Raw genomic sequence first — 25,572 nt, 5'->3', positions numbered from 1 at the left:
CTCACCGCAGCTTCATCGACGCCAGGGAGACCAGCGCCAGGAGGATGGAGATGATCCAGAAGCGCACGATGATCTTGGGCTCCGCCCACCCCTTCTTCTCGTAGTGGTGGTGGATCGGCGCCATCAAGAAGACGCGCTTGCCGGTGAGCTTGAACGAGAGGACCTGCGTGATGACGCTGACCGTCTCGATGAAGAAGATCCCCCCGAGGATGATCGAGAGGAGCTCGTTCTTGGTGAAGACGGCGAGCATCCCGAGCCCGCCCCCGAGGGCGAGCGACCCGACGTCTCCCATGAAGACCTGCGCGGGGTACGTGTTGTACCAGAGGAAGCCGATCCCCGCGCCGATAACCGAGCCGCAGTACACCGACAGCTCGCCCGCCGACGCGATCGCCGGGATGTCGAGGTAGGCCGCGAGCGAGAAGTTCGCGATGGAGGCGCCGACGATGTACGCGAGGATGAGGTACGTCCCCGCGTTGATGATCACCGGGCCGATCGCGAGCCCGTCGAGGCCGTCGGTGAGGTTCACGGCGTTCGACGTCGCGACCACGACGAAGACGGCGAACGGGACGTAGGCGTAGAGCGGCAGCTCGATGTGGTACTTCGAGAACGCGAGGAACGGGATCGCGAGCCGCGTCCTGATCTCCGCCCAGTCGGGCGGGAGCTTGGACGCGAGCAGGAACGTGTAGGCCACGGCCGCGCCGCCGATGAGCACCTGGCCGATGAGCTTGTAGCGGCCCGGCAGGCCGCCGCTGTTCCGCCGCTTGATCTTGAGGAAGTCGTCCAGGTAGCCGATGACGCCGTAGCCCGCGGTCACCGCCGTCGTCGCGAGGACGAACGGGTTCCGGAGGTCGGCCCACAGCACGGTGGGGAGCAGCAGCGACAGCAGGATGAGCGCGCCGCCCATCGTCGGCGTGCCCGCCTTGATCTTGTGCGTCTCGGGCCCCTCGGCGCGGACCACCTGCCCGATCTGCTTGCGCCGCAGCTCGCGGATGAACCACGGCGCGAGCAGGAACGTCAGCACCATGGCGGTGATCGTCGCCATGATCGTGCGGAACGGGATGTAGCGCAGGACGTTGAGCCAGCTCAGCCAGCTGTAGTGGAACTTGAGCGGGTAGAAGAGCTCGTAGATCATCCCGCACCTCCGCGCGGCTGCCGCTCGGCCCCGGCCCGGGCGCGGCGGGCGGCGAGCGCGCGGCGCGCCTCGTCGCGATCGTCGAACGGCAGCGTGACGCCGCCGATGATCTGGTACGGCTCGTGGCCCTTGCCCGCGATGAGGACCAGGTCCCCGGGCTCGGCGTCCCGCACCGCGCGCTCGATGGCGCGCGCGCGATCGAGCTCCACGACGACGCGCGCGCGGCCGGCGGCGAGGCCCGGCAGGATGGCGTCGGCGATCGCGCGCGGATCCTCGCTCCGCGGGTTGTCGTTGGTCACGATGGCGACGTCGGCGCCGAGGCCTACGGCCTCGCCCATCCGCGGCCGCTTCAGCGGATCGCGGTCGCCGCCGCACCCGAACACGCAGTGGATTCGCCCGCCGCCGAGGGCGCGGACGCTCGCGAGCACGCGGGCGAGCGCGTCCGGCGTGTGGGCGTAGTCGACGAGCACGATCACGTCGTCGACGCCCGGGGTATCGCAGCGCTCCAGGCGGCCGGCGACCTGGATCGGCGACGAGAGCGCCGCCGCGGCGTCGCCGACGTCGAACCCGAGCAGGTACGCCACGGCGAGGGCGGCCAGCAGGTTCGACGCGTTGTGCGCGCCGAGCAGGTGGGACCGGATGGTGACCTCGCCGGCGGGCGTGCGGGCGCGGAGGAAGATGCCGCGCGCCTCGTGGACGAGCTCGACGGGCGCGATCTCCGCCGCGTCCGGGCCGGCGCCCACCTCGGTCGAGTAGCGCGCGAGCGTCGACGCGACCGGGCGCGAGAGCCCGCCCGGGGCGATCCGCTGGACGAGCTCTCGCCCGAAGGGATCGTCGACGTTGATCGCCGCGGCGCCGGGGCCGAGATCCACGAACAGGCGCGCCTTCGCCTCCGCGTACGCCTCCATCGTGCCGTGGTAATCGAGGTGATCCTGGGTGAGGTTCGTGAAGACGGCGGTCCGGAAGCGGACCGCGTCGACGCGCTTCGCGGCGAGCGCGATCGACGAGACCTCCATCACGAGGTGCGTCGCGCCGCGGCCGACCATCGCCGCGGCGACGCGCGCGAGCTCGTCCGCCTCGGGGCTCGTGTGCGAGGCGTGGACGTCGAGATCGCCGAAGCGGTAGCCGAGCGTCCCCACGATCCCGGCCCGGCCGCCGCAGCGATCGATGCAGGCCTGCACGAGGTGGGCCGTCGTCGTCTTGCCGTTCGTGCCGGTGATGCCGACGACGTCGAGCGTGAAGGTCGGGTGCCGGTAGACCGCCGCGGCGGCCAGGGCCAGCGCGAGCGGCACGTCGGGCACCTCGACGCGGGCGGCGCCGAGCGTGTCGGCGGCGCTCCCGCGCGCGAGGATGACCGCCCGCGCGCCGCGCGCGACGGCCTCGGGGATGAAGCGCTCGCCGTGCGCCCGCGCGCCCGCGCGCGCGACGAAGATGTCCCCCGGCTCCACCTTGCGCGAGTCGAGGTGCACGCCGGTCACGAGCAGCTCCGCGGCGTCCGCGGGTGACAGCGCGGCGCCCGGGATCTCGCGCAGCACGTCGCCGAGGCGGAGCGCGAGCTCGACCTCGGCCACGCCGGCCTCGTTGTGGTCGGGCGCCGTCATGTGGGGGGCTCGAAGATCAGCTTCAGCGGCGATCCCTTGGGCAGCACGGTCCCGGCCGGGGGCTCCTGGCGCGTGAGCCTCCCCGTGCCCTCGACGCTCGGATCGAGCCCGAGCGCCGCGGCGCTCCTCACCGCCTCGCGCTGCGGCAGGCCCGTGAGATCGGGCACGCGCAGCTCCCCCGTCTTGAGCGGCGCGGACGGCGTGACCACCCCCGCCGCGATCGGCGCCGCCGCGGCGCGCGCCTCGTTCAGGACCTGGTAGGTGTTCGCCGCGATGTCCTCGCCCGACTGCTCGGCGACCTCCGACAGCTTCATCGGCACGCTCCCGCGCGGGGTAACGCCCAGGTAGCGCAGCGCCATCTCGCCGACCCGCCGGAAGACGGGCGCCGCGACCGAGCCGCCGCCGTACGTGCCGCCCAGCGGCTCATCGAGCACCACGGCGATGGCGAGCCGCGGCCGCTCGGCCGGGACGAACCCGACGAACGACGCCACGTAGTGGGTGTCGGTGTACCTGCCTGTCGCCGGATCGATCTTCTGCGCCGTGCCCGTCTTCCCCGCGACGCGGAAGCCCGGGATGCTCGCCTCCACGCCGGTCCCGTCGCCCTCCGTCACCGCGACGAGCATCTCCGACATCATCCGCGCGATCGACGCGGGCACCGCGTCGCGGCGCACGCGGGGCGACGTCTCGGACAGCGTGACGCCGGTGCCGTCGGTGATCCGCTTGATGAGGATGGGCTCGAGCAGCCGCCCGCGGTTGGCGACCGACGCCATGGCCATGGCGAGCTGGAGCGTCGTCACGCTGATCCCCTGCCCGAACGAGGCCGACGCCGTCTCGACCTGGACCCAGGGGCGGCCGCGCGGCCGCAGCACGCCCACGGACTCGCCCGGCAGCGGCACGCCGGTGAGGTCGCCGAAGCCGAACCGGCGGAGGCCCTCGTAGAGCCGTTGCTCGCCGAGCCCGAGCGCGATCTTCGCCGTGCCGATGTTCGACGACTGGCCGAGGATCTGCGGCAGCGTCAGCCACTTGTGCACGTGCGTGTCGTGGATCACGACGTTGTCGATCGCCATGTTCCCCTCCTCGCAGTAGATGGTCGCGCTCGGGGAGACGCTCTTCGCCGCGAGCGCGCTCGCGATGGCGAACACCTTCATCGTGGAGCCGGGCTCGAAGCGATCGACCACGCAGCGGTTGCGCCGGGATCCCGGATCGCTCTGCGAGTAGTCGTTCGGGTTGAACCCCGGGGCGCTCGCCATCGCGAGGATCTCGCCGTTCTCGGGGTCGACGACCACGATCGCACCGCCGATCGCCTCGTAGGTCTTCATCGCCGCCTCGAGCTCGCGCTCGGCGGTGAACTGGATGCCCTTGTCGATCGTGAGGTGGACGTTGTGCCCGGCGAGCGCCTGCTCGTCCTCGATCCCCTCCGAGAAGATGAGCCGGCCCGATCGATCGCGGAGCCCGCGCACCTCCGCCGCGTTGCCGCGGAGCTCGCGCTCCATGCTGAGCTCGAGCCCCTCCTTGCCCTCGCCGTCGGTGGCGACGAAGCCGAGCAGCGGGCCGGCGAGCTCGCGGTTCGGGTAGAAGCGGCGCCCCTCGCCCTCGATCACGAGCCCGCGCACCGGGTAGCGCTGCGTCCGGTCGCCGAGCGCGCGGACGTTCTCGACCTCCTGCTCGGAGATGCGGCGCTTGAGCCAGGCGAAGCGGCGCCGCCGGCCGAGCTTCTCCGCGACGTCCTCGACCGGCAGCGAGAGCGCCTGCGCGATGCGCTCGGCGTACTGCTGGATCCGCATCGGGATGTACTGCTCGTCGACGCCGCGGAGCATCTCGACCGCGTCCACCGAGACGCTGGGCACCTCCACGCTCTCCGCGAGCGGCGCGCCGTTGCGGTCGTAGATGGTGCCGCGCTTCGGCGTGATGTGGAGCCGCCGCTGGCGCTGCCGCTCGGCGAGGTCGTACCAGGCGTCGCCGTCCTCGACCTCGATCCGGTAGGCGCCGGACACGACGCCGCCCAGGCCGAGCGCCATCAGCCCGCAGAGCAGCCCCATGCGGATGCGGATCCACCGCGCGCGCCGCGGATCGAGGTTCTTCATTCCGGCTGACCCCCGCTCGGCGGCGCGCTGCCGGCCTCGCCGCTCGCCGGATCGCGCTCCGGCGGCGCGGTGTAGCCCCGCACCGGGATGACCCGCTCGGGCGGCGGGGGCGTCATGCCGAGCAGCGAGCGGGCGACCATCTCCACGCGCTGCGGCGTCTCGTAGCTGGCCGCCTCGAGCGACAGCACCCGCTTGACCTCGCGCAGCCGCGCCTGCTCGGCGCGCGCCCGGCCGAGCCGGTAGCCGAGGTCGACCGTGCGCCCGCGCAGGGCGAGGTGCACGACGAACGCCGCCACCGTCGCGGCCACCGCGAGCGTCCAGAGCACGAGGAACGGGCGCTGCTGCGTCACGCGAGCGCCTCCGGGCCGGAGACGCGCCGCGCGGCGCGGAGCTTCGCGCTGCGGGCCCGCGGGTTGCCTTCGATCTCCTCGTCGCCCGCGGTCACCGGCTTCTTGGTGAGCGGCTGCCAGACCTCGGGCTCGCGCAGCGCGCGCTTGACGATGCGGTCCTCGAGCGAGTGGAACGAGATCACCGCGAGCACGCCGCCGGGCGCGACGATCCTGGGCGCCGCCTCGAGCAGCGCCTCGAGCTCGTCGAGCTCTCCGTTCACGGCGATGCGCAGCGCCTGGAACGTGCGCGTCGCCGGATCGACGCCGCCGATGCGCGCCGGCCCGACCGCGCGCACCACGGCGCGCCGGAGGTCGAGCGTCGTCGCGAGCTCGCCGCCCTCGGCCGCCTGCTTGATACAGCGGGCGACCCGCCGGCTGCGGCGCTCTTCGCCGTAGCGGTAGATGACGTCCGCGAGCTCCTCGTCGCTGAGCCGCTCGATGAGCTCGAGCGCCGTCTCGCCGCGGCTCCGGTCCATCCGCATGTCGAGCGGCCCCTCGGCGCGGAAGCTCATGCCGCGGCCCGGGTCGTCGAGCTGCATGGAGCTCACGCCGATGTCGGCCACGAGCCCGTCCACCTGCGGGACGCCGAGGGCGGCGAGGTGCCGCTCGATCTCGGAGAACTCGCCGTGAACGTAGGTCACCCGGTCCCCCATCCGGGCGAGCCGGGCGCGCGCGATGGAGAGGGCGCGCTCGTCGCGATCGATCCCGATGACCCGGGCGCCGGGCGTCTCGAGGATCGCCTCGGTGTGGCCGCCGGCGCCGAGCGTCGCGTCGACGTAGACGCCCTGGCTGACGGGCGCGAGGGCGGCGACCACCTCGCGGCCGAGGACGGAGACGTGCTGCTCGCCGCGCGGCCGCGGTGGCGGAGGGGGCAGGTGCATGGGGACTACATTGACGACGTTCATAGGCGGAACTGCTCCGCGATTGCTGTCTTGAAGCTCTGAAGCTCGACCTCGCTCATCTGCTGGGCGGCCTTCCACCGCTCCTTCGCCCAGAGCTCGATCGTCTGGCCCATCCCCGCCCACAGGACGTCCTTCGTGAGGCTCGCGTGCTCGCGGAGCGACGGCGGGATGAGGATCCGGCCCTGCTTGTCGAGGTCGCACTCGACGGCCGCGGACAGGTAGCGGCGCCGGAACGCGACCACGTTCGAATCGAATTGCGGCAGCGCTGCAATTTTAGCCTCCAGCTCCTCCCAGGCCTTCATCGGGTACGCGTGTAGGCAGGGGTCGAAGAGGGCGGGGGTGATGACCATGCGCAGGTCGTTCGCGGCCGCGAGCACGTCCCGAAAGCGCGAAGGGAGGCTCGTGCGCCCCTTCGCGTCGATCGCGTGCTCGAAGTGACCGCGAAACATCGTGCTCATCGACCCCAGCTCCGGCTGGCCTGTCCTGCCGAGGGCTTGGCGACGCGTTGCCCCAACGAGCGCTCACCGCGTCGTGACATTCTCTGCCACTTCTTCCCACGAAGCTCCGCCACGCTACGGAGGGAGGTGCCGAGTGTCAACAGTTTGGGAGATTTCTGGACCTCAACCGGCACCTATGTAGGGTATTTATCCACAAGGTGTTCTTTCACAAAACCGCGCGTTTTCTCGCGATCTGGTGGCGCATCCAGGTCCGTGGGAGGAAGTGGGGAGCCCCTGGAAGGTGAGCGCGACCGCTTCTGGCGGACGCTGGCAAGGCGGAAAGGAAGCGAGGCGGATCGCCGCCCTGGACGCCCGATTTCGCGGGCCGGCAGGCGGGACCATGGACGGCGACCGGACGGGCTCAGCGAGCCGCCTGCCGGTGGGGAAGCGTTCGGTGGGGGAGCGTGGGCGCGCGCGGTGGGGGAGCGTGGGCGCGCGCGGTGGGGGAGCGTGGGCGCGCGCGGTGGGGGAGAGTGGGGAGCCGCGCCGCCGCGGCGGTCAGCTGTGGGGGGTCACGTGGGTCTGGACCCACTCCACGATGCTCTTCAGGGTGGTCCCGGGGGTGAAGACGCCCTTCACGCCGGCGTCCTGGAGGCGCGCGATGTCCTCGTCCGGGATGATGCCCCCACCGAACACCACGATGTCCTCGGCGCCGTGCTTGCGGAGGGCCTCGATGACGGCGGGGAAGAGGGTGTTGTGCGCTCCGGACATGATCGACAGCCCCACGGCGTCGACGTCCTCCTGCACGGCGGCGGACGCGATCATGTCGGGGGTCTGGTGCAGGCCCGTGTAGACCACCTCGAAGCCCGCGTCGCGGAGTGCCCGGGCGACCACCTTCGCGCCGCGGTCGTGGCCGTCCAGGCCGGGCTTGGCCACGAGGATTCGGACTTTGCGCTCTGCCATGATCGCGTCGATTACCGCCTGCCCGGGCATGCGTAAAGCGCTGCGCCCCGGCGGAGCGGCCTCCCCTCCCCGCGAGCGCTCACTGGGCCGCGAAGACGAACGGAATGGTCACGGGCGTGGAGCCCGAGGAGGGCGGAAACCGCCAGGACTTGATCCGCGAGGCGATGCAGCTCGCCAGACCGGGGTAGTCCTTCTCCGAGCCGCCGGCCGAGACGGACTGGACGGCGCCCGAGGCGCCGATGACCACGGAGGCCGAGACGCGGGCGGTGGTGGACGCGTTGCGGTCGCGCGCGTCGAGGGCGGGCTGCCAGCAGTGGCGCCGGACGCTCGGCCGGTTCGCCTCGACGACGCCGGAGATCTCCCCCTGGGAGAGGGGGGTCAGGCTGGAGCCGGCGCCCTGGCTGCCCGGCCCCGACGTCGGGCCGGGGACCCCGGCGCCGAACCCAGACCGGTCGAGCTGCGCCCCGGTCGCGGAGGCGACCGGCTTCTCCGACGCAGGCCGCTGGCTCGCCACGGCGCCCGGCTTGCCGGGCGAGGCGGGCTCCGGCCTGGCAGGAGGCGCCTCGGCGGGGGGCGGCGCCTCCGGCTCGACGCTGGGCGGCGGCGGCGGGGCGGCCGTGGGGAGATCGACCGGGTTGCTCGGCGGCGCGGTCACGACCTGCACGGTGGTCTGCGGCTTGGGCGACAGCAGGACGTAGGCAGAGACGCCGCCGAACGCCGCCGCCATGGCGATGAAGGCGTAGGCGAGCGGGCTCATGCCCGAGCGCCGCCTCGGCGCGACCGTTTCCACCAGGCTGCCGGGCGTGGCGACGAGGGGCGCGGGCTCCGCGGAGGAGAGCGCGCCGGCCGGCGCCGCCGTCAGGGGCGGCGAGCCGCCCCTGGCCACGCCGCCCGCTGGCGCCGTCGCGGACGGCGAACCGCCCAGGGCCAGGCCGCCCGCGGCGCGAGCGACGTCGGCCGAGGCGGGCGGCGCCAGGTCGGACCTCGGCGCGGACACGGCGGCGGCCGCCGGCCCGGCCGCGAACGGATCGGCCAGCACCTCGACCGGCGCGGCGCCCGCGGCGTGGGGCCGCGCGGCGCCGCTCGAGGCGTCGGGCCACGCGGCCGGCGCGCTCGCGGCGGAGGTCGCCGGCGCGCTCGCGGCCGGCGTCCCCGCCGCGGTGAAGGCGGCGACCGCGCCAGCGACCGCGGGGGACCGCTCGCTCAGGCCGGGGGCCTCCGGCTCGAGCGCCGCCGAGCGCGCGGGCGCGGCCGCAGCGAGCGGGGGGACCCTCGACGACGAGGGCGCCTTCGCCGAGGGAGGGACCTGCGGCTGAACGGCGGCGAAGCCCGTGCTGCTGGTGCGGCGCGCGGGCGCGGACACGCGGGTCGTCTGGGCCTGCGTGACGATCTCGAGCAGCTCCGGGAAGTTCTTGAGGGGCAGCCACTCGTCGAAGCCCTCGCGCCAGACGAGGGAGTCGCCGTCCACCGCGCCGGCGAGCGCCTTCTCGCGGATGACGGCGAGCCGCACCGGGCCGAGCGGGACCCCGCCGACCCCGACGTACCAGTCCTCGCTCGCCGTGGCGCGCACGGCCGGCGCCTTCCCGAGCGGCCGGTCGTTGGACATCGATCGCGTGAACGCGCTGGCGGCCGCTGCGGCCGGCGCAGGCTCCGCCGCCCGCGCGGCGGGCGCGGCCGGACCGGCAGGCGCGGGCTGGGCGGCCCGCGGCGCGGCGGGTGCGGGCTGGGCGGCCCGCGGCGCGGCGGGCGCGGGCTGGGCGGCCCGCGGCACGGCGGGCGCGGGCGTCCCGGGCGTCGGTGCCCCCGGCGCAGGGAGCGGGCCCGACGCCGGCCCGGGCGCAGCGCGCGGCGCCGGAGGTCGAGGCGCGCCCCCCGGGCGCGGGAGGGCCTGCGACGCCGGCCGGGGCGGCGCCGGCGCAGCGCCCTGGCCCCGCGACGACGCCGGCGGCGGCCTCGGCGCGCTCGCGGCGCCGGCGTCGGCCACCGTCGCGCCGAGCCCGGCGGGCGGAGCCTCGTCGCTCGGGGGGGCGAGCTGCGCGTCGTCGGCCGTCGCGCGCGGCGGCTCGACCGGGAGAGCCCGCGCCACGGAGCTCTCGGTGACGCTCGCGCTCACCTGAATGAGGTGCCCGCATCGCCGGCACTGCATCCGCACCATCTTGCCGGCGACCTTCTCGTCGCCGATCTGGTACTTGGCCTTGCAGTTATCGCAGATGAATTTCATCCAGGGACGCGCCTGCCGGTGGAATCGGCGCAGTCTACGACAGCTTGGCCGCGGGCGACATGGGCTAGACGGCTAGAGCAACCCGAGCAGGTGCTCCTTGATGGATTGCCGCGTCGGGTCATCGGGCGCGACGCCCAGCGCGCGCTCCCACGTCTCGATGGCTTTGTTGCGGAACCCGGCCTTCTGGTAGAGCACCGCGAGGTTCTTCAGGGCCGGGAAGTGCTTGCCGTTGATGTGCAGCGCCGTCTCCAGCTCCTGGATGGCGTCGTAGAGCTGCCCCTGCTTGCCGTAGAGCAGGCCGAGGTGGAAGTGCAGCCGGTACGCGAGCGGATCGATGGCCGTGCCCTCGCGCAGGTGCCGCACGGCCTTGTCGAAATCGCCCGCGCGGTACGCCGCGATCCCCGCGGCGAGGAGGCGCTCTGCCTCGGCCGAAATCCGGTCCTGATCGCCGCGGATCGAGCGCGCCTGGAGCGCGTTCTCCACGGCGGCGACGACGTCGGCCACGCGGAAGGGCTTCTCGATGTACGCCTCCACGCCGTAGCTCGACTTCAGGTCCTCCGCGAACCGCCACCCGCGGTAGACGGCCGAGATCATGATGATCGGGATGTGGCCGTAGCGCTGGGTGCCCTTCATGCGGCGGGCGATGTCGAAGCCGTGCACCTCGGGCAGCATGGCGTCGAGGATCATCACGTCGGGCGGATTCTCCTTGACCATGCGCAGCGCGAGGAGCCCGCGGTCGGCCTCCTCGACGCGGTACCCGCGCTCCTCGAAGATGCGGCGGAGCAGCTTCCGGATCTCCGGCTCGTCGTCGACCACGAGGATCGTGGTCTGATCGCCCTGCGGCGCCTTGCCTGCGCCCGGGAGCGACTCGACCACGGACAGATCGCGGTCGGCGGTGCCGAAATCGGTGTCCGTCAGCTCGTCGGCGGCCGCCGCCCTCCGCATGGCGTCGTCGACGACGAGCGGGGGCCCCGCCGAGGAGATGCGGGCCGGCGACGGGGCAGCGGGCGGGCTCGGGTCGTCGGTCAGATCGGCGAACGAGATCTCGGCGTCGTCGCGCGGGCGCTCCGGCGCGGGCTTCGCCGGCGGGGCGGCGCTGGGCGCGGGCGCGGGCGCGGGCGCAGGAGCGGCAGGGGCCTGTGCGACCGTCGACGGCGGCACGGCGGACGCAGGCCGGCGGGGCGGAGGCTGCGCAGGAGCGGGCGCGGGCGCGGGCGGCGCCTCCGGCGCGGAAGACGCGGTCGCGGCGCCGAGCCCGGCCCGCTTCAGCACCTCGGGCGGGCACTTGGCGCCGACGAAGAACGGCTCGCCCTGCTCCTTCATGTCGTAGGCGGCCGCGATGGTCCGCACGAGGGGGCCCGCGAGCGCGATGTACGGGAAGACGCGCTTGCCCGTCACGAACTCGAGCTCGTCGATCACCTTCTTGTCGGCGGGCGCGGCCATGGCCACGAGGATGCGATCCTCGCGGACGAGCACGGGCAGGAGCTTGTGCTTGGCGGCGATCTCGCGCGGCAGGATCGAGAGGTCGCTGAGCTTGATGCAGACCTGGTTGAGGTCGATGCCAGGAACGCCGCTCTGCTCGGAGAGGGCCTTCAGCGCGGCGACCTCGGAGACGGTGCCGCTCTCGATGAGGTTCGTGGCGAGGGGGACCCCCTTCGCGCGCGCCTCGAGGAGCGCTTGTTCGAGCTGGGGCTGGGTGACCGCCCTTTGCTGGAGGAGGATGCGTCCGAGCGGCTTCTTGTTGGCGTCTTGCGTCATTCCGCGGGCCGAGTTCGAAGGCTAATGGACGAGGAAAGCGCGGGCAAGCACGCGGTCCGCGCGCGAGGGCGGCCGTTCGGCGGGTGCGGCTGGCTGGGGCTCGTGCGCCGGCGCCTCGGGCCTACGGGCGGATCGAGCGCGGCCGAGCCGTAGCCCCGCGCGCGCAAGTGCGGGCGCGCGACGCCGTGCCGGAGGCGAGGGCTCACCATCCGCCCATCGTAACTCGGAACCCTCCCGGGCAGCGCGGACGTTGCGCCCTCCGCGCGATCCGCCGCGGCCGCTCCAGGAGCGCCTCCAGAGACCATGGAGACGATGTAGGCGGCCTTCGATCGCGCGGTCGCTCGGCCATGGGGCTGCGCGGCTGCGCGGCTGCTCGGTTGCTCGGTTACTCGGTGGCATCGCGCGCGCCGAGCCACGCGCGGGCGAACGCCGCGTACCGCCCCTCGGCGATGGCCGCGCGCGCCTCGCGCATCAGGCGGCCATACAGGTGGAGGTTGTGCTCGGTCAGGAGGCGCAGCACCAGGATCTCGCCCGCCATGTAGAGATGCCGGAGGTACGCGCGGCTGTAGCCCCCGGCGCAGGTCGGGCACGCGCAGGTCGGGTCGAGCGGCGATCGGTCTTCCTTGTAGCGCGCCTGCTTGATGACGATCTTGCCGTGCTGCGTGAGCGCCTGCCCGTTGCGGGCGTTCCGGGTGGGGAGCACGCAATCGAACATGTCGACCCCGGCGCCGATCGCGTGAACGAGATCGAGCGGCGTCCCCACGCCCATGAGGTAGCGGGGTCGCGACGGATCGAGGTTCGGCGCGATCTGCGCGACGACCTCGTGCATCAGCGGGATCGGCTCGCCCACGGAGAAGCCGCCCAGGGCGAGCCCATCGAACGGCAGGGCCCCGAGCTCGTCCGCGTGCGCCGTGCGCAGGGCGACCGAGGTGCCGCCCTGAACGATGCCGAAGAGCGCCTGGGTGGGGCGCTTGGCGGCGAGGCAGCGCTTCCCCCAGCGCGTCGTCAGGCGGCACGCCTCCTCGACCTCCGCGAGCGGCGCGCCGCCGGGCGGGCACACGTCGAGCTGCATCGCGATGTCGGCCCCGAGCAGCCCCTGCACCTCCATCGCGACCTCGGGCGTGAGCGCCTTGCGGGCGCCGTCGAGGTGCGAGCGGAACACGAAGCCGTCCTCCACGAGGGTGCGCCGCTCGGCGAGCGAGAAGGCCTGGAAGCCGCCGGAGTCCGTGAGCATCGCGTGCGGCCAGCGCGTGAACGCGTGCAGCCCGCCGAGCTGCGCGACGAGCTCGGGCCCGGGGCGGAGCCACAGGTGGTACGTGTTGCCGAGGACGATCCTCGCGCCGGTCGCGGCCACCTCGGCGGGGGTCAACGTCTTCACGCTGCCCTGGGTGCCGACCGGCATGAACGTCGGGGTCGGCACGTCGCCGTGCGGCGTGGAGAGCACGCCCGTGCGGGCATGACCGTCCCGCGCGAGCTCGGAGAAGGCGAAGCCGGGCGTCCGGCTCATGGCGCGCTCGCGCCGCGGATCAGCATGGCGTCTCCATAAGAATAGAAGCGGTAGCGCGCCTCGATCGCCGCGCGGTACGCGAGGAGCGCGCGCTCGCGGCCGGCGAAGGCGAACACCAGCGCGAGCAGCGTCGAGCGCGGCAGGTGAAAGTTCGTCAGCAGGCCGTCGACGACGCGGAACCGGTAGCCGGGCTGGATCAGGAGGCGCGTCTCCCCGGACTGCGCCCGCACGAGGCCCTCGCGCGCCGGGTCGGCCGCGCTCTCCAGCGCGCGCACCACGGTGGTGCCGATCGCGACCACCGGCGCGCCGCGCTCGCGCGCGGCCGCGACCGCGCCGGCGGTCGCCTCGGGGATCGAGTAGACCTCGGCGTGCATCGGGTGCTGGTCGAGGTCGTCGACCGTGACCGGCTGGAACGTGCCGAGGCCGACGTGCAGCGTGACGCTCGCGATCTCGACCCCGTTCGCGCGGAGCCGCTCGACGAGCGCGGGCGAGAGGTGGAGGCCCGCCGTGGGCGCGGCGACCGCGCCCGGGACGCGGGCGAAGATGGTCTGGTACCGCTCGCGATCCGACGCGTCGTCGCCGCGGCCGAGGTAGGGCGGGAGCGGGACGTGCCCGTACGCGTCGATCGCGGCCTCGACGGACAGCCCTGCCGGCGACGAGAGCCGCACCGTGAGCACGCCGTCGTCCGCGCGCTCGAGCACCTCCGCGACCAGCGCCCCGTCGCGCTCGATATCGAGCACCGCGCCCGGCCGGATCGGCTTGGACGCGCGGCCCATCGCTCGCCAGCGCTCGGGGCGCGTCGCGCCCTCGCGCGGGTGGCCGGCGGTCCCCTCCCCGCCGTCGGGCGCCTCGTCCAGCCGGTGCAGCAGGAAGAGCTCGACCTGCCCTCCGGTGCCGCGCTTCTTGCCGAACAGCCGGGCGGGTACGACCTTCGTGTCGTTGACGACGACGAGCGCGCCGCGCTCGATGTGCCGGTCGAGATCGCGGATCGCGGCGTGCTCGACCTCGCCGGGCTCGCGGCGGCGGTCGACCAGGAGGAGCCTGGCGCCGTCGCGCTCCTCGGGGGGGCGCGACGCGATGAGCGCTTCAGGGAGTTCGTAGTCGAGCAGCTCGCAGCGCACGCCGCGCTACTAGCACGACGCGGGCGTGAGCACGTTCGTCTTGGCGCGCAGGAAGCGACAGATCTCGCCCACCTTGTAAGGCTTCGGGACGAACGCCACGGCGCCGCAGTCGGCGCGCTCGACCTGGCGCGCGGAGAGGTGATACGGGCTGGAGAGCACGACCCGCACCCTCGGGAAGGCATGCCGGATGTGACGGGCGAGCTCGAGGCCGTTCAGGTCCGGCATCATCAGGTCGATCATCGCCACGTCGACCGGGGAGGCGCCGAGGATGCGCAGCGCATCCTGGAACGAGGCGGCGAAGACGACCTCGAACCCCTCGACGCTTAGCCCTGCTGAAAGAGCGCGACGCTGGGAATTCTCACCGTCCACGATCAGCATGCGGGCCATTAAGCGTCCTCCTGCGGCGAGCGCCGCCAACCATGACTACGCCTATCAGTTCTTGGCTCACGTTTTTGCAATTGCCGGGCCAAGCTGCCGAATCACCGTGTAGCGGTTGCCGACGCCGAAGTGAAACAGATGCGCACAGTCTACATCAGCTGCCTCATTGCACTAAGGCAAATCCCGACCCTGCACCATTGCAAAGATGCAAGCCAACGTGGTCTAGCTGCCCTGATTTGCTGCCGAGTCAGGTCTGTTGCTCAGCCTGGCCGTACGTGCCGGTCGAACCGCGGGCAGGCACACGCCGGCTGAGCCCGGTGGGCAGAAGGTTGCTCAGCCGGGTGAGCACTGGCCTGCTCAGTCGGGTCTGCGGAGACCTGCTGTACCCCGAGGGAACGTCCTGCCGAGCCTGGTCGTCAGGAACGGCAGAGCGGCCGCGGAGGGGCAGCTCAGCCCGGGGGATACGTGATCGTCAGGCGGGTCATCTTGCGCCAGAGGGTGGTCGCGCTGATCCCGAGCACCTCGGCGGCGCGCTCCCGGCTGCCGTCGCACTCCCGCAGCGCGGCCTCGATCGCCTGGCGCTCGGCGCCGTCGACCACGTCGGCGAGCAGCCGGCTGCCGCCCTCGGGCGCCCGCTTCGGCTGCACCGCGGCGGGCAGCACGTCGTCGACGCTGATGACGCCGCCGCCCGAGAGGGCCACCGCCTGCTCCACCATGTTCTCGAGCTCGCGGATGTTGCCGGGGAAGTCGTACTGCGTCAGCGCCTCGATGACGCCGTCCGCGGCGCGCGCGCGACAGGCCATCTTCCGGTTGTACTTCTCCAGGAAGAACTCCCAGAGGATCGGGATGTCCTCGCGCCGCGCGCGCAGCGGCGGGAGCACGAAGCGCGCGACGTTCAGCCGGTAGTAGAGATCCTGGCGGAACCGCTTCTCCGCCACCGCGGTCAGGAGCTCCTGGTTCGTCGCGGCGATGATGCGCACGTCGACGTGGATGGGCTTGTTCTCGCCGACCCGGCGGATCTCGTTCTCCTGGATCGCGCGGAGCAGCTTCGCCTGGAAGGTGAGCGGGGTCTCGGCGATCTCGTCGAAGAAGAACGTGCCCCCGTCGGCCTCCTCGAACAGCCCCTTCCTCGCCGAGATCGCGCCGGTGAACGAGCCGCGCGCGTGGCCGAACAGCTCGCTCTCGAGGAGCGTCTCGCTGATGGCGGCGCAGTTCACCGGCACGAAGGGGCGATCGGCGCGCTTGCTGTTGGCGTGGATGGCCTTGGCGACCAGCTCCTTGCCGGTGCCGCTCTCGCCGGTGATGAGCACCGTCGCGTCGGTCGGCGCGACCTTCACGATCCGGCCCAGCACCTCGCGGACCGCCTGCGAGCGGCCCACGATGTTCTCGAACCGGTAGCGCTCCTTGAACTCGCTGGCGAGCAGCTGCACCTCGCCGGTGAGCTTCCGGTTCTGGATCGCGCGCTCCACCTTCACGAGGAGCTCCTGCTCCGAGAACGGCTTCTGGATGTAGTCGAACGCGCCGAGCCGCATCGCCTCGACCGCGCTCTCGATGGTGCCGTACGCGGTCATCACGATGACCTCGGTGTTCGCGTTCGACTCCTTCACCGCGCGCAGGACGCCGATGCCGTCGAAGCCGCCCATCCGCAGGTCGGTGAGCACGACGTCGTACGCACCCTTGGCGCCCAGGTCGGCGCCCTGGCTGCCGTCGCCCGCTTCATCGACCTCGTACCCGGCGCCACGCAGCATCATCGCGAGCGTGGTCCGCATGTTCCGCTGGTCATCGACGACAAGAATCTTCGACATGGATTTCCCCCGCCGCGCTCATCCTCCTCGAGGGACGGGCGCGGCGCGACGATCACGGCCGACGCACCGAGCCGGCGCGTAACCGCGCGGGCGCGGTCGTCCGCGGCGCCTTGGACATGCGTCCAGAGTATCGTACGTCAAGCGCGGCCCCCGCCGCCAGAAGGCGCGCGGGGTGCGCCGTCGGTGCGGGGGGCCGAGCCCCACCCTACCCTACTCGCGGATCTGCTGGGACAGGTAGGCGGTCTCGCCAAGCTTCTCGATCAGGCCGATTTGCGTCTCGAGCCAGTCGATGTGGTCCTCCTCGGACTCGAGGATGTTGGCCAGGAGCTCCTCGGAGGTGCGATCCCCCTTGTCGCGGCAGAGGGCGATCGCCGTGTTGAGCCGCTTGACCGCGTGGTACTCGAGCTCGAGGTCGCTCTTGAGCTGCTCCGGCACGGTCTGCCCGATGTGAAGGGTGTCCAGGCGCTGCAGGTTGGGCAGCCCTTCCAGGAAGAGGATGCGATCGATGATCGCGTCCGCGTGCTTCATCTCGTCGATCGACTCGGCGCGGCCGCGCGCGGCGAGCGTGACGAAGCCCCAGTGCGCGCACATCTTCGCGTGCAGGAAGTACTGGTTGATCGCGACGAGCTCCGCCGCGAGCACCTCGTTCAACGCGTCGACGACATCTTTCGCACCCTTCATCGGACCCTCTCGCGCTCGTGCCTCTCGTGCTCGCCCCGCCTGCCACGGCGAGGAGGCGCCGGCGGGAGCGCCAGCGCCCAGGTCAAATGCGCAAGGTCCACGGAAGTGCGCAAGAAATTTCTAAGAAAAGGTCGCCGATCTCCGCCAGAGCCAGGGAGACCCCGGAGCGCAGCGGCGATCCAGAGAATCAGGCTGCGCTGGAGACCGGCGCCATCGTCAGGCGGCGCGGGGCGGAGACGGGCTCGCCTGCGCCGACGAGCTTGGCGATCGTCGGCTGGCAGGAGCCGCACCGCGTGCCGGCCCCCGTGCACTCCATCACCTCGGCCAGGGAGCAGGCCCCCTCGTTCACCGCTTCGCGAATCTCTCGATCACAGACGCCCATGCAGAGGCACACGTACATGCAGAACCCCCGGCTACGTTAAACGGGTAGGTTGATATTGAACATAGCTTTCAATATCGACGCGTCAAGCGCGAATGTTTCGTGGGCGGATCGCCGAGCCGGCTCGTGGCTCGGCCTCTCGAGGTTCGGGCGCCCCCCGGCCCCCGACTGCAGCGCCGGCGGAGCGAGACGTGGGGCCGCCGGACGGGGGGCAGGCCGACGACGGGTGCCGCCGGGCAGCACCTTGGGTGTTCAGGAGGCGAGGCGCGAAGCGATGGGGCGCGGTGAGGACGCGCGGGGACGCGGTGAGGACGCGCGGGGACGCGGTGAGGACGCGCGGGGCGCGGGGGACGCCGCGGGGACGCGGTGGGATCCCCGGGGCCGCCGCGCCGGGGTCACATCGTGAGACCGCCGTCGACGTCGATGCAGCGGCCGTTGAAGTACTCGCACTCGATCACGAAGCGCACGGCCTGCCAGATGTCTTCGGGCACGCCGATGCGGCCGACCGGGATCATGGCGACCAGGGCGTCGCGCGCCTTCTGGTGCATGCCCTGCGTCATCGGCGTCTCGATCATGCCGGGCGCGACCGCGCCCACGCGGATGCCGAACGGCGCGAACTCGATCGCCCAGGTCTTCGTGTTCGCCGCGAGCGCGCTCTTCGCGGCGGTGTAGTTCGACTGGCCGCGGTTGCCGTGGCGCGCGATCGAGCTGATGTTGACGATGACGCCCTTCTGCTCGGTCTCGACCATCTTCGCGACGACCTCGCGGACCATCAGCGTGGCGCCCGTCAGGTTGACGTCGATGACCGCCTGCCACTGCGCCGCGCTCAGCTTGACGACGGCGCCGGTCTGGCGGTCCTTCTTGACCAGGAGGCCGTCCCGCAGGATGCCGGCGTTGTTCACGAGGCCGTTCAGGCCGCCCATGGCCCCATGCGCGAACCGGACGAACGCCTCGACCTCCGCCTCCACCGCCACGTTGAAGGGCCGCGCGTGGATCTTCCCGGGGAGACCCTGGCTCGCCTCGACCAGCGACGCGAGCCCCTCCTCGTTCACGTCGCCCGCGGCGACCTGGCCCCCGAACTCCGCGAGCCGCAGCGCATAGTGGCGACCCAGCCCCTGGGCGGCGCCTGTGACGACAAACTTCGTGTCCTCGAGTCGCATGATCGCATTCCTCCGAGGGATCGCTCCCGGCCACTGTCTCGAAGGCGCGTCTACCACAGCGCCGCCCCCCGGCGGCGGACGACGTCGCGGCGCGCCGCGCTCCCTCCGCGCCGAGCGCGGTAGCCGCTTGCGCCGGGTCGCATCGATGTTATTCAGCGCCCATGAGGTCGATCGCGCTCGCCGCCGCCGTGTGCGCCGGCATCCTGACCCTCGCGCCGGCCTGTGACCGCGCGCCCCCCGTGCCCGAAACCTCCGATCCGACCGGCAAGGATCTGGTCGTCGGCGCCGTGGTCGCGGCCACCGAGAAGAGCGGAGGGATCCGCATCTACAAGATCGTCGAGATCGAAGACCTGCCCGAGCCGTTCGGAAGGGACCTGCACATGATCGCCTACGATCCCAAGGTGCAGACCTTCCAGGAGGCCGCGGAGCTCCGCCGCAAGGGGAAGCTGACCATCGCGAAGGACCACATGATGGTCCGCCTCGTTCACTTCATGCCGCGCGACCACCGCGTGATCAGCAACGAGGCGGTCACCGACGAGGAGCGCGCCCCCTACCTCCGCTCGGTCCAGAGCCGGCAGCGATAACGGCCATCCGTCGAGGGGGAACGAGGCGCGGGCGCGCCCGGGAGGAGCGGCGCGCCCGCGCGTCAGCGCAGCGCGCGGAGCAGCTCGCCCAGCCGCGCGATCGCCTGGCTGTGCAGGCGGCTCGCCCAGCTCTTGCTGATCCCGAGATCCTGCGCGATCTGATCGAAGCGCTCGTCGTCGAAGTAGTGGCGCTCGACCAGGGCGCGCTCGCGCTCGGGGAGCTCGCGCACGGCGTGCCGCACGGTCTGCGCGAGCTCGGCGGCAGAGGCGCGCTCCTCGGGGCTGTCGGCGGCGTCGGGCACCGCAGCGACGTCGCCCTGGTTCGAGAGCAGGCCGAGCGCCATCGCGGCCGCGTGCCCGGCGAGCAGGCTGCCGAGCCGCGCGGCGTAGTCCTCCTGCGTGGCCGGCGCGTCGGCGTCGTCCTCCGCCCCCCGCCCCTCCGCGAACCGCGCCGACGCAGCCAGCGCGCTGGCCCGCGCCGCCGCAGATCGCCAGCGCGTCTCCCGCCGGATGCCGTCGAAGATCGCCCAGCGGATCTTCCGCTTGGCGTACGCCTCGAACGAGGATCGGCCTGGATCGTACGTCCGCACCACCTCGAGCAGCGCCGGGTGCCCGAGCGCGACGAGGTCCTCGACCGGGATGCGGCGGCCCAGGCGGCGCGCGACGCGCTTCGCGACCAGCTGGAGCAGATCGAGCCCCTCGGCGAGCAGCCGGTCTTCCGGAGTGCGCACCGCTAGCCCGCCTTGGCGCGCCCCGCTGCGCCGAGCACCCCGAACGCCCGCTCGCCGCTCTCGTCGACCTCGCGCGGGTGCGCGCGCCGCAGGAGGCGGATCGCCTCCTCGTCGTGCAGCAAGACCTCCGCGAGCTGCTCGCGCATCCACGCGACCTCGTGCGCCGGCAGGCGGCCCACGTAAGGCGCCACGGCGGCGTCGACCTGAGCGGCGATCCAGGGGTCGTCGAGGAGGGAAGCGTCCATGCGAGCGCGCATTATATCCGCATCGCGCGCGCCGTCATCCGGCGCACGCGACGCGGAGCCGTCACTTGGCCGGCGGCGGCGCGTTGAGGCAGGCCTCGAACGCCCTGACGCTCCGCGCGTCGAACGCGCACTTGAGCGACCTCGGATCCACGTGCTTGCCGACGTTCTGCTCGCACGACTGCGCGTACTGCTCCCCGAGGGTGGCCGCGACGGCGTCGATCCTCTTCTCGGTCTCGCCCCGCTGCTCCGGCGTCAGCTTGGCGCTCAGCGCCGCGACCTGCTCCGAGCGCGTGAGCACCGTGAGCTGCTTGCCGAGCTCGACGCAGTCGCCGTGCATGAGCGCGTAGTCGTCGGGCACCGAGTCGTCGCGCCGCGGCGCCGCCGGCGCGGCGGACGGCGTCGCCGGAGCGGGCTCCGCCTCCTGCGCCTCGGCGCCCAGGGCGGCCTCCGGCGCGGGCTCGGCGCCCTTCTCGGGCTCCTCCAGCCGCGCGGGCTCGGGCTGCTCGGCCGGAGGTGGCGGAGCCCCGCCGCACCCGAGCAACGACATCGTCAACGGACCCGTGATCAAGAAAAGAGCTCTCCCCATGCGATGAGGGTTGATCGGTTCGCGCCGTGCGTCCACGGCGCGCCGGACGCGCTCGGCGCTGTTTCGCCTGTTACGCAACTTCATCGGTCGAGCGGTCCCTCGTCTCGTGTTGCCTCGAGGGTGCACGGGCCGCCTTGGCAGACTCCGTGCAGGGCGCACCGTGGCGCGGACCGGGCTTGCCGGCGACGTCGCCTGTCCGCGCGGAGGCGGGCCATGCGGTCGCTCTGGATTGTTCTCGTCCTGGTGCTCGGCTCGGCGCTGCTGCTTCAGGTGGTGGTCGCGTCCGACAGCCGCATCCCGTACGCGCGGTTCCGCTCGCTCGCCGAGAGCGGAGAGCTCGCCGAGGTCGAGATCCGGGACGGCGTGTACGTCGGGCGAGCGGCGCCCGGCCTCAGCGCTAGCGCACCGCGGAGCTACCGCACGGGGCGCATCGAGCAGACCGAGAAGGATCTGCTCGCCGCCCTCGACCGGCGCGGAATCCCGTACACGCGCGCCGCGGACGAGCGAGGGCTGCTTCCGTACCTCTGGCTGGCGCTGCCCCTCACCGCGCTGGTCGCGATGGTCCACCTCGCGTCGCGCCGGTCGGCGGCGGCGGGGAACGTCTCGGGCGCCGCGACCGCCTTCGGCAAGAACAAGGCGCGGCTCTACGAGGAGCGAGGGTCGACGGCGACGTTCCGCGACGTCGCGGGCAGCGCCGAGGCGAAGGCCGAGCTCGGCGAGATCGTCGACTTCCTCAAGGCGCCCGAGCGCTACGAGAAGCTCGGCGGCCGGATGCCCAGGGGGGTGCTCCTCGTGGGGCCGCCCGGCACGGGCAAGACGCTGCTGGCCCGGGCGATCGCGGGAGAGGCGAGCGTCCCCTTCTTCAGCGCGTGCGGGTCGGAGTTCGTGGAGATGTTCGTCGGCGTCGGCGCCGCGCGCGTGCGCGATCTCTTCTCCCAGGCGCGCGAGAAGGGGACCTGCCTCGTGTTCATCGACGAGCTCGACGCGGTCGGCAAGGCCCGCGGCATCGGCGGCTCGGTCGGCGGCCACGACGAGCGCGAGCAGACGCTCAACCAGCTCCTGACCGAGATGGACGGGTTCGACGCGCGCGCGGCCATCGTCGTGATCGCCGCGACGAACCGCCCCGAGATCCTCGATCCGGCGCTCCTCCGGGCGGGGCGGTTCGATCGCCGGGTGCACGTCGATCGGCCCGATCTGGCCGAGCGGCGGGAGATCCTCGCGGTGCACGGGAGGAAGGTGGCGCTCGACGCGGACGTGGATCTCGACGCCGTGGCCGCGCAGACGGCGGGGCTCGTCGGGGCCGACCTCGCGAACGTCGTCAACGAGGCGGCGCTGCTCGCGGCGCGCCGCAGGGCGGCCGCGGTGGGGCAGATCGACCTGGAGGCCGCGATCGAGCGCGGGCTCGCGGGGCTCGAGCGGCGGGGCCGGCGGCTCGGCGCGCGCGAGAAGCTCGTGGTCGCCTACCACGAGGTGGGGCACGCGCTGACGGCGACGCTGCTGCCCACGCAGGACCCGGTGCGCAAGGTGTCCATCGTGCCGCGCGGGCCAGGGGCGCTCGGGTACACGATGCAGCTGCCGCGGGAGGACCGTTACCTGTGGAGCCGGCAGGAGATCCTCGACCGGCTGGTCGTGCTGCTCGGCGGGCGCGCCGCCGAGGCGGAGGCCGTCGGGGACCTGTCGACCGGCGCGCAGGACGACCTGCTCAACGCGACGGAGCTGGCGCGCCGCATGGTGCGCGAGCTCGGCATGGGCCAGGGGGTCGGGCTCTCGGCGCTGGAGCCGCGCCGGCCGCTGTCGTTCCTCGGCGAGCCGCGGGGCGCGCCCCCGTCCGGGGCGGGGCGGGAGTGCAGCGACGCGACCGCGCGCGAGATCGACGCGGAGGTCGCGCGGATCCTCTCGGACGCGGAGGCGCGGGCGCGCGCGATGATCTGCGGGCGCCGCGCGACGCTCGAGCGCATCGCCGCGAGGCTCTACGAGGTCGAGACCCTGAGCGGCGACGAGCTCAGGGCGATGATGGCGCGAGGCGACGCGTGACCCGGGCGGTCAGTCGACGCTCCGCAGGGCGCGGGACAGATCGAAACCCTCGGCGTCGTGGTGATAGACGACGCTGAGCACGCGGCCGCGGAGGAGCTCCCGCGGCACCGCGCCCATCGCCCGGCTGTCGAGCGACGCGGCGCGGTTGTCGCCCATCACGAAGAGGTGGCCCGGGGGCACGACGACGGGCCCGAACGCCTCGAGGTCGGGCTCGCCCGCCGCGTGCGTGACCGGGCCGAGGTGCTCGACCCGCGTGCCGTCCCCGAGCTCCTCGGTCGCCTGCGCCGCGCCGTCGACGTACAGCACGCCTCGCCGGAGCATCACCGTCTGCCCGGGGAGCGCGATCACGCGCTTGACGAGGAGGGTCGCGCCGCCGCGCGGATCCGCGAAGAGCACCACGTCGCCGGCGCTCGGCCCGCTGCGCTCGAACACGTAGCGATCCGTGAGCGGGACGCGGAGCCCGTAGGCGACCTTGTCGACAAGGATGCGATCGCCGGGGGCGATCGTCGGCCACATCGAGCCGGTGGGCACGTGGTACTGGTCCGCGAGCGTCGAGCGACCCAGCGTGAGGATCGCGAGGACCGCGAGGACCTTGAGGAGGGTGCGGCCGAGCGGCGCGACGGTCTGGTAGGCGCGCCGCGCGAACGCGCGATCGGCTCGGGGCATGAACAGGCCGGCCTTGGCGGGCTCGAGGCACGCTGTCGCCGCCTCCGCCGCCGGCCCCGGGGAGCTCTGCTCGCTCATCGCTGGCGGGGCTAGCATCCGCGCTGCAGACAGGCCAGCTTCGCTGCATGCACGGCTGTACTTCGTCGACTGCATCATTCTCCCAAGCTCTGGGCCGCCTCACACTCTGCGGATCAATGTCGCTTCATCCGGTATCGACAGGCGCCGCCATGCACCTCGCCGCCTACCGCGCGCTGGGGCTCGATTTTACCTATATCCCTTTTGCGGTGACCGATGTTGAGGGAGCGTTGCGCGGGATGCGGGCGCTCGGGATCCGCGGCCTCGGTGTGTCGATGCCCTACAAGCAGGCGGTAATTCCGTTGCTGGACGAGATCGATCCCATCGCCGCGCGGATCGGCGCGGTGAACACGATCGTCAACGACGGCGGGCGCCTCCGGGGGTACAATACGGACTGGATCGGCGCGGCGCGGGCGCTCGAGGAGGCGACGCAGCTCGGGGGCGCGCGGGTGCTGCTCCTCGGCGCGGGGGGCGCGGCGCGCGCGGTCGCGTTCGGGCTCGCGGAGCGCGGCGCCCGCGTCACCATCGCGAACCGGGATCTCGAGAAGGCGCGGCAGCTCGCCGCGGCGGTCGGCGGGGCGGCCGTGCCCCTCGACGACGGGGCGCTCACGCCCGACCACGATGTCCTCGTCAACGCGACCTCGCGCGGCATGGCCGAGGTCGACCCGCGGAGCCCCGTCCCGGAGGAGGCGTTGCGGGAGGGTCTCCTGGTGATGGATATCGTGTACAAGCCGATGATCACGGAGCTCGTGGAGGCGGCGCGGCGGCGCGGGGCCACCGCCGTTCACGGCGGGAGGATGCTCCTTCACCAGGCGGCAGAGCAGTTCCGGCTGTACACCGGGCGCGAGCCGCCGCTCGACGCCATGGACGAAGCGCTCCGCGCTCAGCTCGGCTGACGCGCGCCGCCGCGCGGGGCCTGCTCGCGCCGCCCGCGCGCCGGCGGGGACGGGCGGCGCGCGGCGAGCTCTGTTGTACGCCCCGCGCGCGGCATCCGGAGCAATGGCCAAGCGCGAGCGCCACGCGTAGGCTTCTCCCGATGATCTCGTTTGAAATACGCGCAGCCGTGACCGGCGACGAGGAGCAGCTCCTCTATGTCGCGCGCCACCTGAACTCGGTCAACCTGCCGAACAACCGTGACGCAATCCACGAGATCGTCGCCGAGAGCCACCGGAGCTTCAGCGGGGCCATCCAGGACCCCCGCCTGCGCCAATACGTCTTCGTGCTCGTCGACCTGACGAAGGGCGACAAGGGCATGATCGTCGGCACCTCGATGATCATCGCGCAGCTCGGCCGGCGCGGCGTCCCGTACATCTATTTCGACGTGCTCGACGAGGAGAAGTACTCGGCCACGATCGACAAGCACTTCCATCATACCGTGCTGCGCATCGGCTACTCGTACAATGGACCGACGGAGATCGGCGGACTCGTGCTCATGCCGGACTACCGGCAGGGGCCCGAGCGGCTCGGCACGATGATCTCGTATGTTCGCTTCCTCTACATGGCCGCGCGGCCCGACCTGTTCCAGGAGGAGATCCTCGCGGAGCTGATGCCCCCGCTCGAGCCGGATGGAACAAGCCACCTCTGGGAGGCGCTGGGGCGCAAGTTCACCGACATGAGCTATGCCGAGGCAGACCTCCTCTCCAAGAAGAACAAGGAGTTCATCAAGGGGCTCTTCCCCGAGGGGACCATCTACGCCTCGCTGCTGCCCGAGGACGCCCAGCGCGTGATCGGGAAGGTGGGGTCGCAGACCCGGGGCGTGGAGAAGCTCCTGCGCCGCGTCGGCTTCCGCTACGCCCACAGGGTCGACCCGTTCGACGGCGGGCCGCACTTCACCGCCCGCATGGACGAGATCTCCCTCGTGAGCGACACCCAGAAGGCCAAGGCAGGGCGGCCGTTCGCGCCGAGCCCGTCGGATCCGAAGGGCATCGTCGCGCTCGAGCGCCCCGACGCCCCCTATTTCCGCGCGGTCGCCGCGCAGTTCCGCGACGAGGGAGAGCGCGGCCTGGCGATCGCCGAGGACGCCTGGCACCACCTCGCGCTGGAGCCCCGCGCGCCGATCTGGGTCCTGCCCATGCCCTGAGCGACGCCGCCGCGCGCTCCGACCGGAACGCGCAGACCGAGCGGACCGGGCCG

24 protein-coding genes are annotated in these 25,572 nt (G+C 72.7%); 4 read left to right on the top strand and 20 right to left on the bottom strand.

Going from position 1 to position 25,572, the window contains the following annotated elements; translation table 11 throughout:
* Window position 1 precedes the first annotated feature (1 nt).
* From mraY to WME83_RS10620, 16 genes are all read right to left on the bottom strand, one after another.
* A complete protein-coding gene (mraY, locus tag WME83_RS10695) occupies window positions 2-1,132 on the bottom strand; it encodes a phospho-N-acetylmuramoyl-pentapeptide-transferase (protein ID WP_020734079.1) in 1,131 nt (376 codons plus the stop codon).
* Window positions 1,129-2,733 (bottom strand): UDP-N-acetylmuramoyl-L-alanyl-D-glutamate--2,6-diaminopimelate ligase, encoded by a 1,605-nt coding sequence (locus WME83_RS10690; protein ID WP_437319171.1) that lies wholly within the window; start codon window positions 2,731-2,733, stop codon window positions 1,129-1,131. The genes mraY and WME83_RS10690 overlap by 4 nt, the downstream gene beginning before the upstream one ends.
* The gene (locus WME83_RS10685; RefSeq protein ID WP_437319170.1) at window positions 2,730-4,817 is read right to left on the bottom strand and encodes a penicillin-binding protein; all 2,088 of its coding nucleotides are present in this window, start codon (window positions 4,815-4,817) and stop codon (window positions 2,730-2,732) included. Before WME83_RS10685 ends, WME83_RS10690 begins: the two co-directional genes overlap by 4 nt.
* On the bottom strand, window positions 4,814-5,167 hold the full coding sequence (locus WME83_RS10680; RefSeq protein ID WP_061622442.1) for a cell division protein FtsL: 354 nt from the start codon (window positions 5,165-5,167) through the stop codon (window positions 4,814-4,816). The genes WME83_RS10685 and WME83_RS10680 overlap by 4 nt, the downstream gene beginning before the upstream one ends.
* Window positions 5,164-6,111 carry a 16S rRNA (cytosine(1402)-N(4))-methyltransferase RsmH gene (gene rsmH, locus WME83_RS10675; RefSeq protein WP_437319169.1) on the bottom strand — a complete coding sequence of 316 codons (948 nt, stop codon included), beginning with the start codon at window positions 6,109-6,111 and terminating at the stop codon, window positions 5,164-5,166. The genes WME83_RS10680 and rsmH overlap by 4 nt, the downstream gene beginning before the upstream one ends.
* Complete coding sequence (mraZ, locus tag WME83_RS10670) at window positions 6,108-6,566, bottom strand: division/cell wall cluster transcriptional repressor MraZ (RefSeq protein ID WP_020734074.1); 459 nt, start codon at window positions 6,564-6,566, stop codon at window positions 6,108-6,110. The genes rsmH and mraZ overlap by 4 nt, the downstream gene beginning before the upstream one ends.
* 537 nt (window positions 6,567-7,103) lie before the next feature.
* On the bottom strand, window positions 7,104-7,508 hold the full coding sequence (locus WME83_RS10665) for a cobalamin B12-binding domain-containing protein (RefSeq protein WP_044987939.1): 405 nt from the start codon (window positions 7,506-7,508) through the stop codon (window positions 7,104-7,106).
* A 79-nt stretch (window positions 7,509-7,587) separates the two neighbouring features.
* The gene (locus tag WME83_RS10660) at window positions 7,588-9,729 is read right to left on the bottom strand and encodes a GYF domain-containing protein (RefSeq protein WP_437319168.1); all 2,142 of its coding nucleotides are present in this window, start codon (window positions 9,727-9,729) and stop codon (window positions 7,588-7,590) included.
* Window positions 9,730-9,801: 72 nt separating this feature from the next.
* Entirely contained in the window at window positions 9,802-11,487 is a 1,686-nt protein-coding gene (locus WME83_RS10655) for a response regulator (RefSeq protein WP_437319167.1), read from the bottom strand.
* 385 nt (window positions 11,488-11,872) lie between these two features.
* Window positions 11,873-12,994, bottom strand: coding sequence for a tRNA guanosine(34) transglycosylase Tgt (gene tgt / locus WME83_RS10650; RefSeq protein ID WP_437319166.1), 1,122 nt, complete (start codon window positions 12,992-12,994; stop codon window positions 11,873-11,875).
* On the bottom strand, window positions 12,991-14,115 hold the full coding sequence (queA, locus tag WME83_RS10645; RefSeq protein ID WP_437319165.1) for a tRNA preQ1(34) S-adenosylmethionine ribosyltransferase-isomerase QueA: 1,125 nt from the start codon (window positions 14,113-14,115) through the stop codon (window positions 12,991-12,993). The genes tgt and queA overlap by 4 nt, the downstream gene beginning before the upstream one ends.
* A gap of 9 nt (window positions 14,116-14,124) precedes the next feature.
* Complete coding sequence (locus WME83_RS10640; protein ID WP_437319164.1) at window positions 14,125-14,532, bottom strand: response regulator; 408 nt, start codon at window positions 14,530-14,532, stop codon at window positions 14,125-14,127.
* Window positions 14,533-14,942: 410 nt separating this feature from the next.
* A complete protein-coding gene (locus WME83_RS10635) occupies window positions 14,943-16,298 on the bottom strand; it encodes a sigma-54-dependent transcriptional regulator (protein ID WP_437319163.1) in 1,356 nt (451 codons plus the stop codon).
* 210 nt (window positions 16,299-16,508) lie between these two features.
* A complete protein-coding gene (bfr, locus tag WME83_RS10630; RefSeq protein WP_437319162.1) occupies window positions 16,509-16,979 on the bottom strand; it encodes a bacterioferritin in 471 nt (156 codons plus the stop codon).
* Between the two features lie 187 nt (window positions 16,980-17,166).
* Window positions 17,167-17,379 (bottom strand): (2Fe-2S)-binding protein, encoded by a 213-nt coding sequence (locus WME83_RS10625; RefSeq protein ID WP_437319161.1) that lies wholly within the window; start codon window positions 17,377-17,379, stop codon window positions 17,167-17,169.
* 374 nt (window positions 17,380-17,753) lie between these two features.
* The gene (locus WME83_RS10620) at window positions 17,754-18,518 is read right to left on the bottom strand and encodes an SDR family oxidoreductase (protein WP_437319160.1); all 765 of its coding nucleotides are present in this window, start codon (window positions 18,516-18,518) and stop codon (window positions 17,754-17,756) included.
* A gap of 161 nt (window positions 18,519-18,679) precedes the next feature.
* Here WME83_RS10620 and WME83_RS10615 point away from each other — a divergent pair, with 161 nt between their 5' ends.
* Window positions 18,680-19,102, top strand: coding sequence for a hypothetical protein (locus WME83_RS10615; RefSeq protein WP_437319159.1), 423 nt, complete (start codon window positions 18,680-18,682; stop codon window positions 19,100-19,102).
* A 62-nt stretch (window positions 19,103-19,164) separates the two neighbouring features.
* Here WME83_RS10615 and WME83_RS10610 read toward each other — a convergent pair whose 3' ends face one another.
* The 3 genes from WME83_RS10610 to WME83_RS10600 form a co-directional block, all read right to left on the bottom strand.
* Window positions 19,165-19,833: a sigma-70 family RNA polymerase sigma factor gene (locus WME83_RS10610; protein WP_437319158.1), complete on the bottom strand. Its 669-nt coding sequence runs from the start codon at window positions 19,831-19,833 to the stop codon at window positions 19,165-19,167.
* 2 nt (window positions 19,834-19,835) lie between these two features.
* Entirely contained in the window at window positions 19,836-20,078 is a 243-nt protein-coding gene (locus WME83_RS10605; RefSeq protein ID WP_020734062.1) for a hypothetical protein, read from the bottom strand.
* A 61-nt stretch (window positions 20,079-20,139) separates the two neighbouring features.
* Window positions 20,140-20,664, bottom strand: coding sequence for a hypothetical protein (locus tag WME83_RS10600; protein WP_437319157.1), 525 nt, complete (start codon window positions 20,662-20,664; stop codon window positions 20,140-20,142).
* 213 nt (window positions 20,665-20,877) lie between these two features.
* Here WME83_RS10600 and ftsH point away from each other — a divergent pair, with 213 nt between their 5' ends.
* On the top strand, window positions 20,878-22,698 hold the full coding sequence (ftsH, locus tag WME83_RS10595) for an ATP-dependent zinc metalloprotease FtsH (protein WP_437319156.1): 1,821 nt from the start codon (window positions 20,878-20,880) through the stop codon (window positions 22,696-22,698).
* Between the two features lie 9 nt (window positions 22,699-22,707).
* Here ftsH and lepB read toward each other — a convergent pair whose 3' ends face one another.
* Window positions 22,708-23,442 (bottom strand): signal peptidase I, encoded by a 735-nt coding sequence (gene lepB / locus WME83_RS10590; protein WP_437319155.1) that lies wholly within the window; start codon window positions 23,440-23,442, stop codon window positions 22,708-22,710.
* A gap of 47 nt (window positions 23,443-23,489) precedes the next feature.
* Here lepB and WME83_RS10585 point away from each other — a divergent pair, with 47 nt between their 5' ends.
* Window positions 23,490-24,335, top strand: coding sequence for a shikimate dehydrogenase (locus tag WME83_RS10585; RefSeq protein WP_437319154.1), 846 nt, complete (start codon window positions 23,490-23,492; stop codon window positions 24,333-24,335).
* A gap of 140 nt (window positions 24,336-24,475) precedes the next feature.
* Window positions 24,476-25,519 carry an arginine N-succinyltransferase gene (locus WME83_RS10580; RefSeq protein WP_437319153.1) on the top strand — a complete coding sequence of 348 codons (1,044 nt, stop codon included), beginning with the start codon at window positions 24,476-24,478 and terminating at the stop codon, window positions 25,517-25,519.
* Window positions 25,520-25,572 lie beyond the last annotated feature (53 nt).

It is taken from the genome of Sorangium sp. So ce385 (assembly GCF_051474135.1).
Classification (GTDB): Bacteria; Myxococcota_A; Polyangia; order Polyangiales; family Polyangiaceae; genus Sorangium; species Sorangium cellulosum_D.
Note: the sequence above shows the minus strand (reverse complement) of the source record. Positions and strands in the feature narration are given on the sequence as shown.

Bases quoted from the DNA above. Each gene is read 5' to 3' on its own strand.
- WME83_RS10605 (WP_020734062.1), bottom strand. From the start codon at position 20,078: ATGGACGCTTCCCTCCTCGACGACCCCTGGATCGCCGCTCAGGTCGAC.
- WME83_RS10655 (WP_437319167.1), bottom strand. From the start codon at position 11,487: ATGACGCAAGACGCCAACAAGAAGCCGCTCGGACGCATCCTCCTCCAG.
- WME83_RS10660 (WP_437319168.1), bottom strand. From the start codon at position 9,729: ATGAAATTCATCTGCGATAACTGCAAGGCCAAGTACCAGATCGGCGAC.
- WME83_RS10615 (WP_437319159.1), top strand. From the start codon at position 18,680: ATGAGGTCGATCGCGCTCGCCGCCGCCGTGTGCGCCGGCATCCTGACC.
- WME83_RS10685 (WP_437319170.1), bottom strand. From the start codon at position 4,817: ATGAAGAACCTCGATCCGCGGCGCGCGCGGTGGATCCGCATCCGCATG.
- WME83_RS10585 (WP_437319154.1), top strand. From the start codon at position 23,490: ATGCACGGCTGTACTTCGTCGACTGCATCATTCTCCCAAGCTCTGGGC.
- WME83_RS10580 (WP_437319153.1), top strand. From the start codon at position 24,476: ATGATCTCGTTTGAAATACGCGCAGCCGTGACCGGCGACGAGGAGCAG.
- ftsH (WP_437319156.1), top strand. From the start codon at position 20,878: ATGCGGTCGCTCTGGATTGTTCTCGTCCTGGTGCTCGGCTCGGCGCTG.
- WME83_RS10620 (WP_437319160.1), bottom strand. From the start codon at position 18,518: ATGCGACTCGAGGACACGAAGTTTGTCGTCACAGGCGCCGCCCAGGGG.
- WME83_RS10625 (WP_437319161.1), bottom strand. From the start codon at position 17,379: ATGTACGTGTGCCTCTGCATGGGCGTCTGTGATCGAGAGATTCGCGAA.
- WME83_RS10690 (WP_437319171.1), bottom strand. From the start codon at position 2,733: ATGACGGCGCCCGACCACAACGAGGCCGGCGTGGCCGAGGTCGAGCTC.
- tgt (WP_437319166.1), bottom strand. From the start codon at position 12,994: ATGAGCCGGACGCCCGGCTTCGCCTTCTCCGAGCTCGCGCGGGACGGT.
- mraZ (WP_020734074.1), bottom strand. From the start codon at position 6,566: ATGAGCACGATGTTTCGCGGTCACTTCGAGCACGCGATCGACGCGAAG.
- bfr (WP_437319162.1), bottom strand. From the start codon at position 16,979: ATGAAGGGTGCGAAAGATGTCGTCGACGCGTTGAACGAGGTGCTCGCG.
- WME83_RS10635 (WP_437319163.1), bottom strand. From the start codon at position 16,298: ATGTCGAAGATTCTTGTCGTCGATGACCAGCGGAACATGCGGACCACG.
- mraY (WP_020734079.1), bottom strand. From the start codon at position 1,132: ATGATCTACGAGCTCTTCTACCCGCTCAAGTTCCACTACAGCTGGCTG.
- WME83_RS10600 (WP_437319157.1), bottom strand. From the start codon at position 20,664: ATGGGGAGAGCTCTTTTCTTGATCACGGGTCCGTTGACGATGTCGTTG.
- lepB (WP_437319155.1), bottom strand. From the start codon at position 23,442: ATGAGCGAGCAGAGCTCCCCGGGGCCGGCGGCGGAGGCGGCGACAGCG.
- rsmH (WP_437319169.1), bottom strand. From the start codon at position 6,111: ATGAACGTCGTCAATGTAGTCCCCATGCACCTGCCCCCTCCGCCACCG.
- WME83_RS10665 (WP_044987939.1), bottom strand. From the start codon at position 7,508: ATGGCAGAGCGCAAAGTCCGAATCCTCGTGGCCAAGCCCGGCCTGGAC.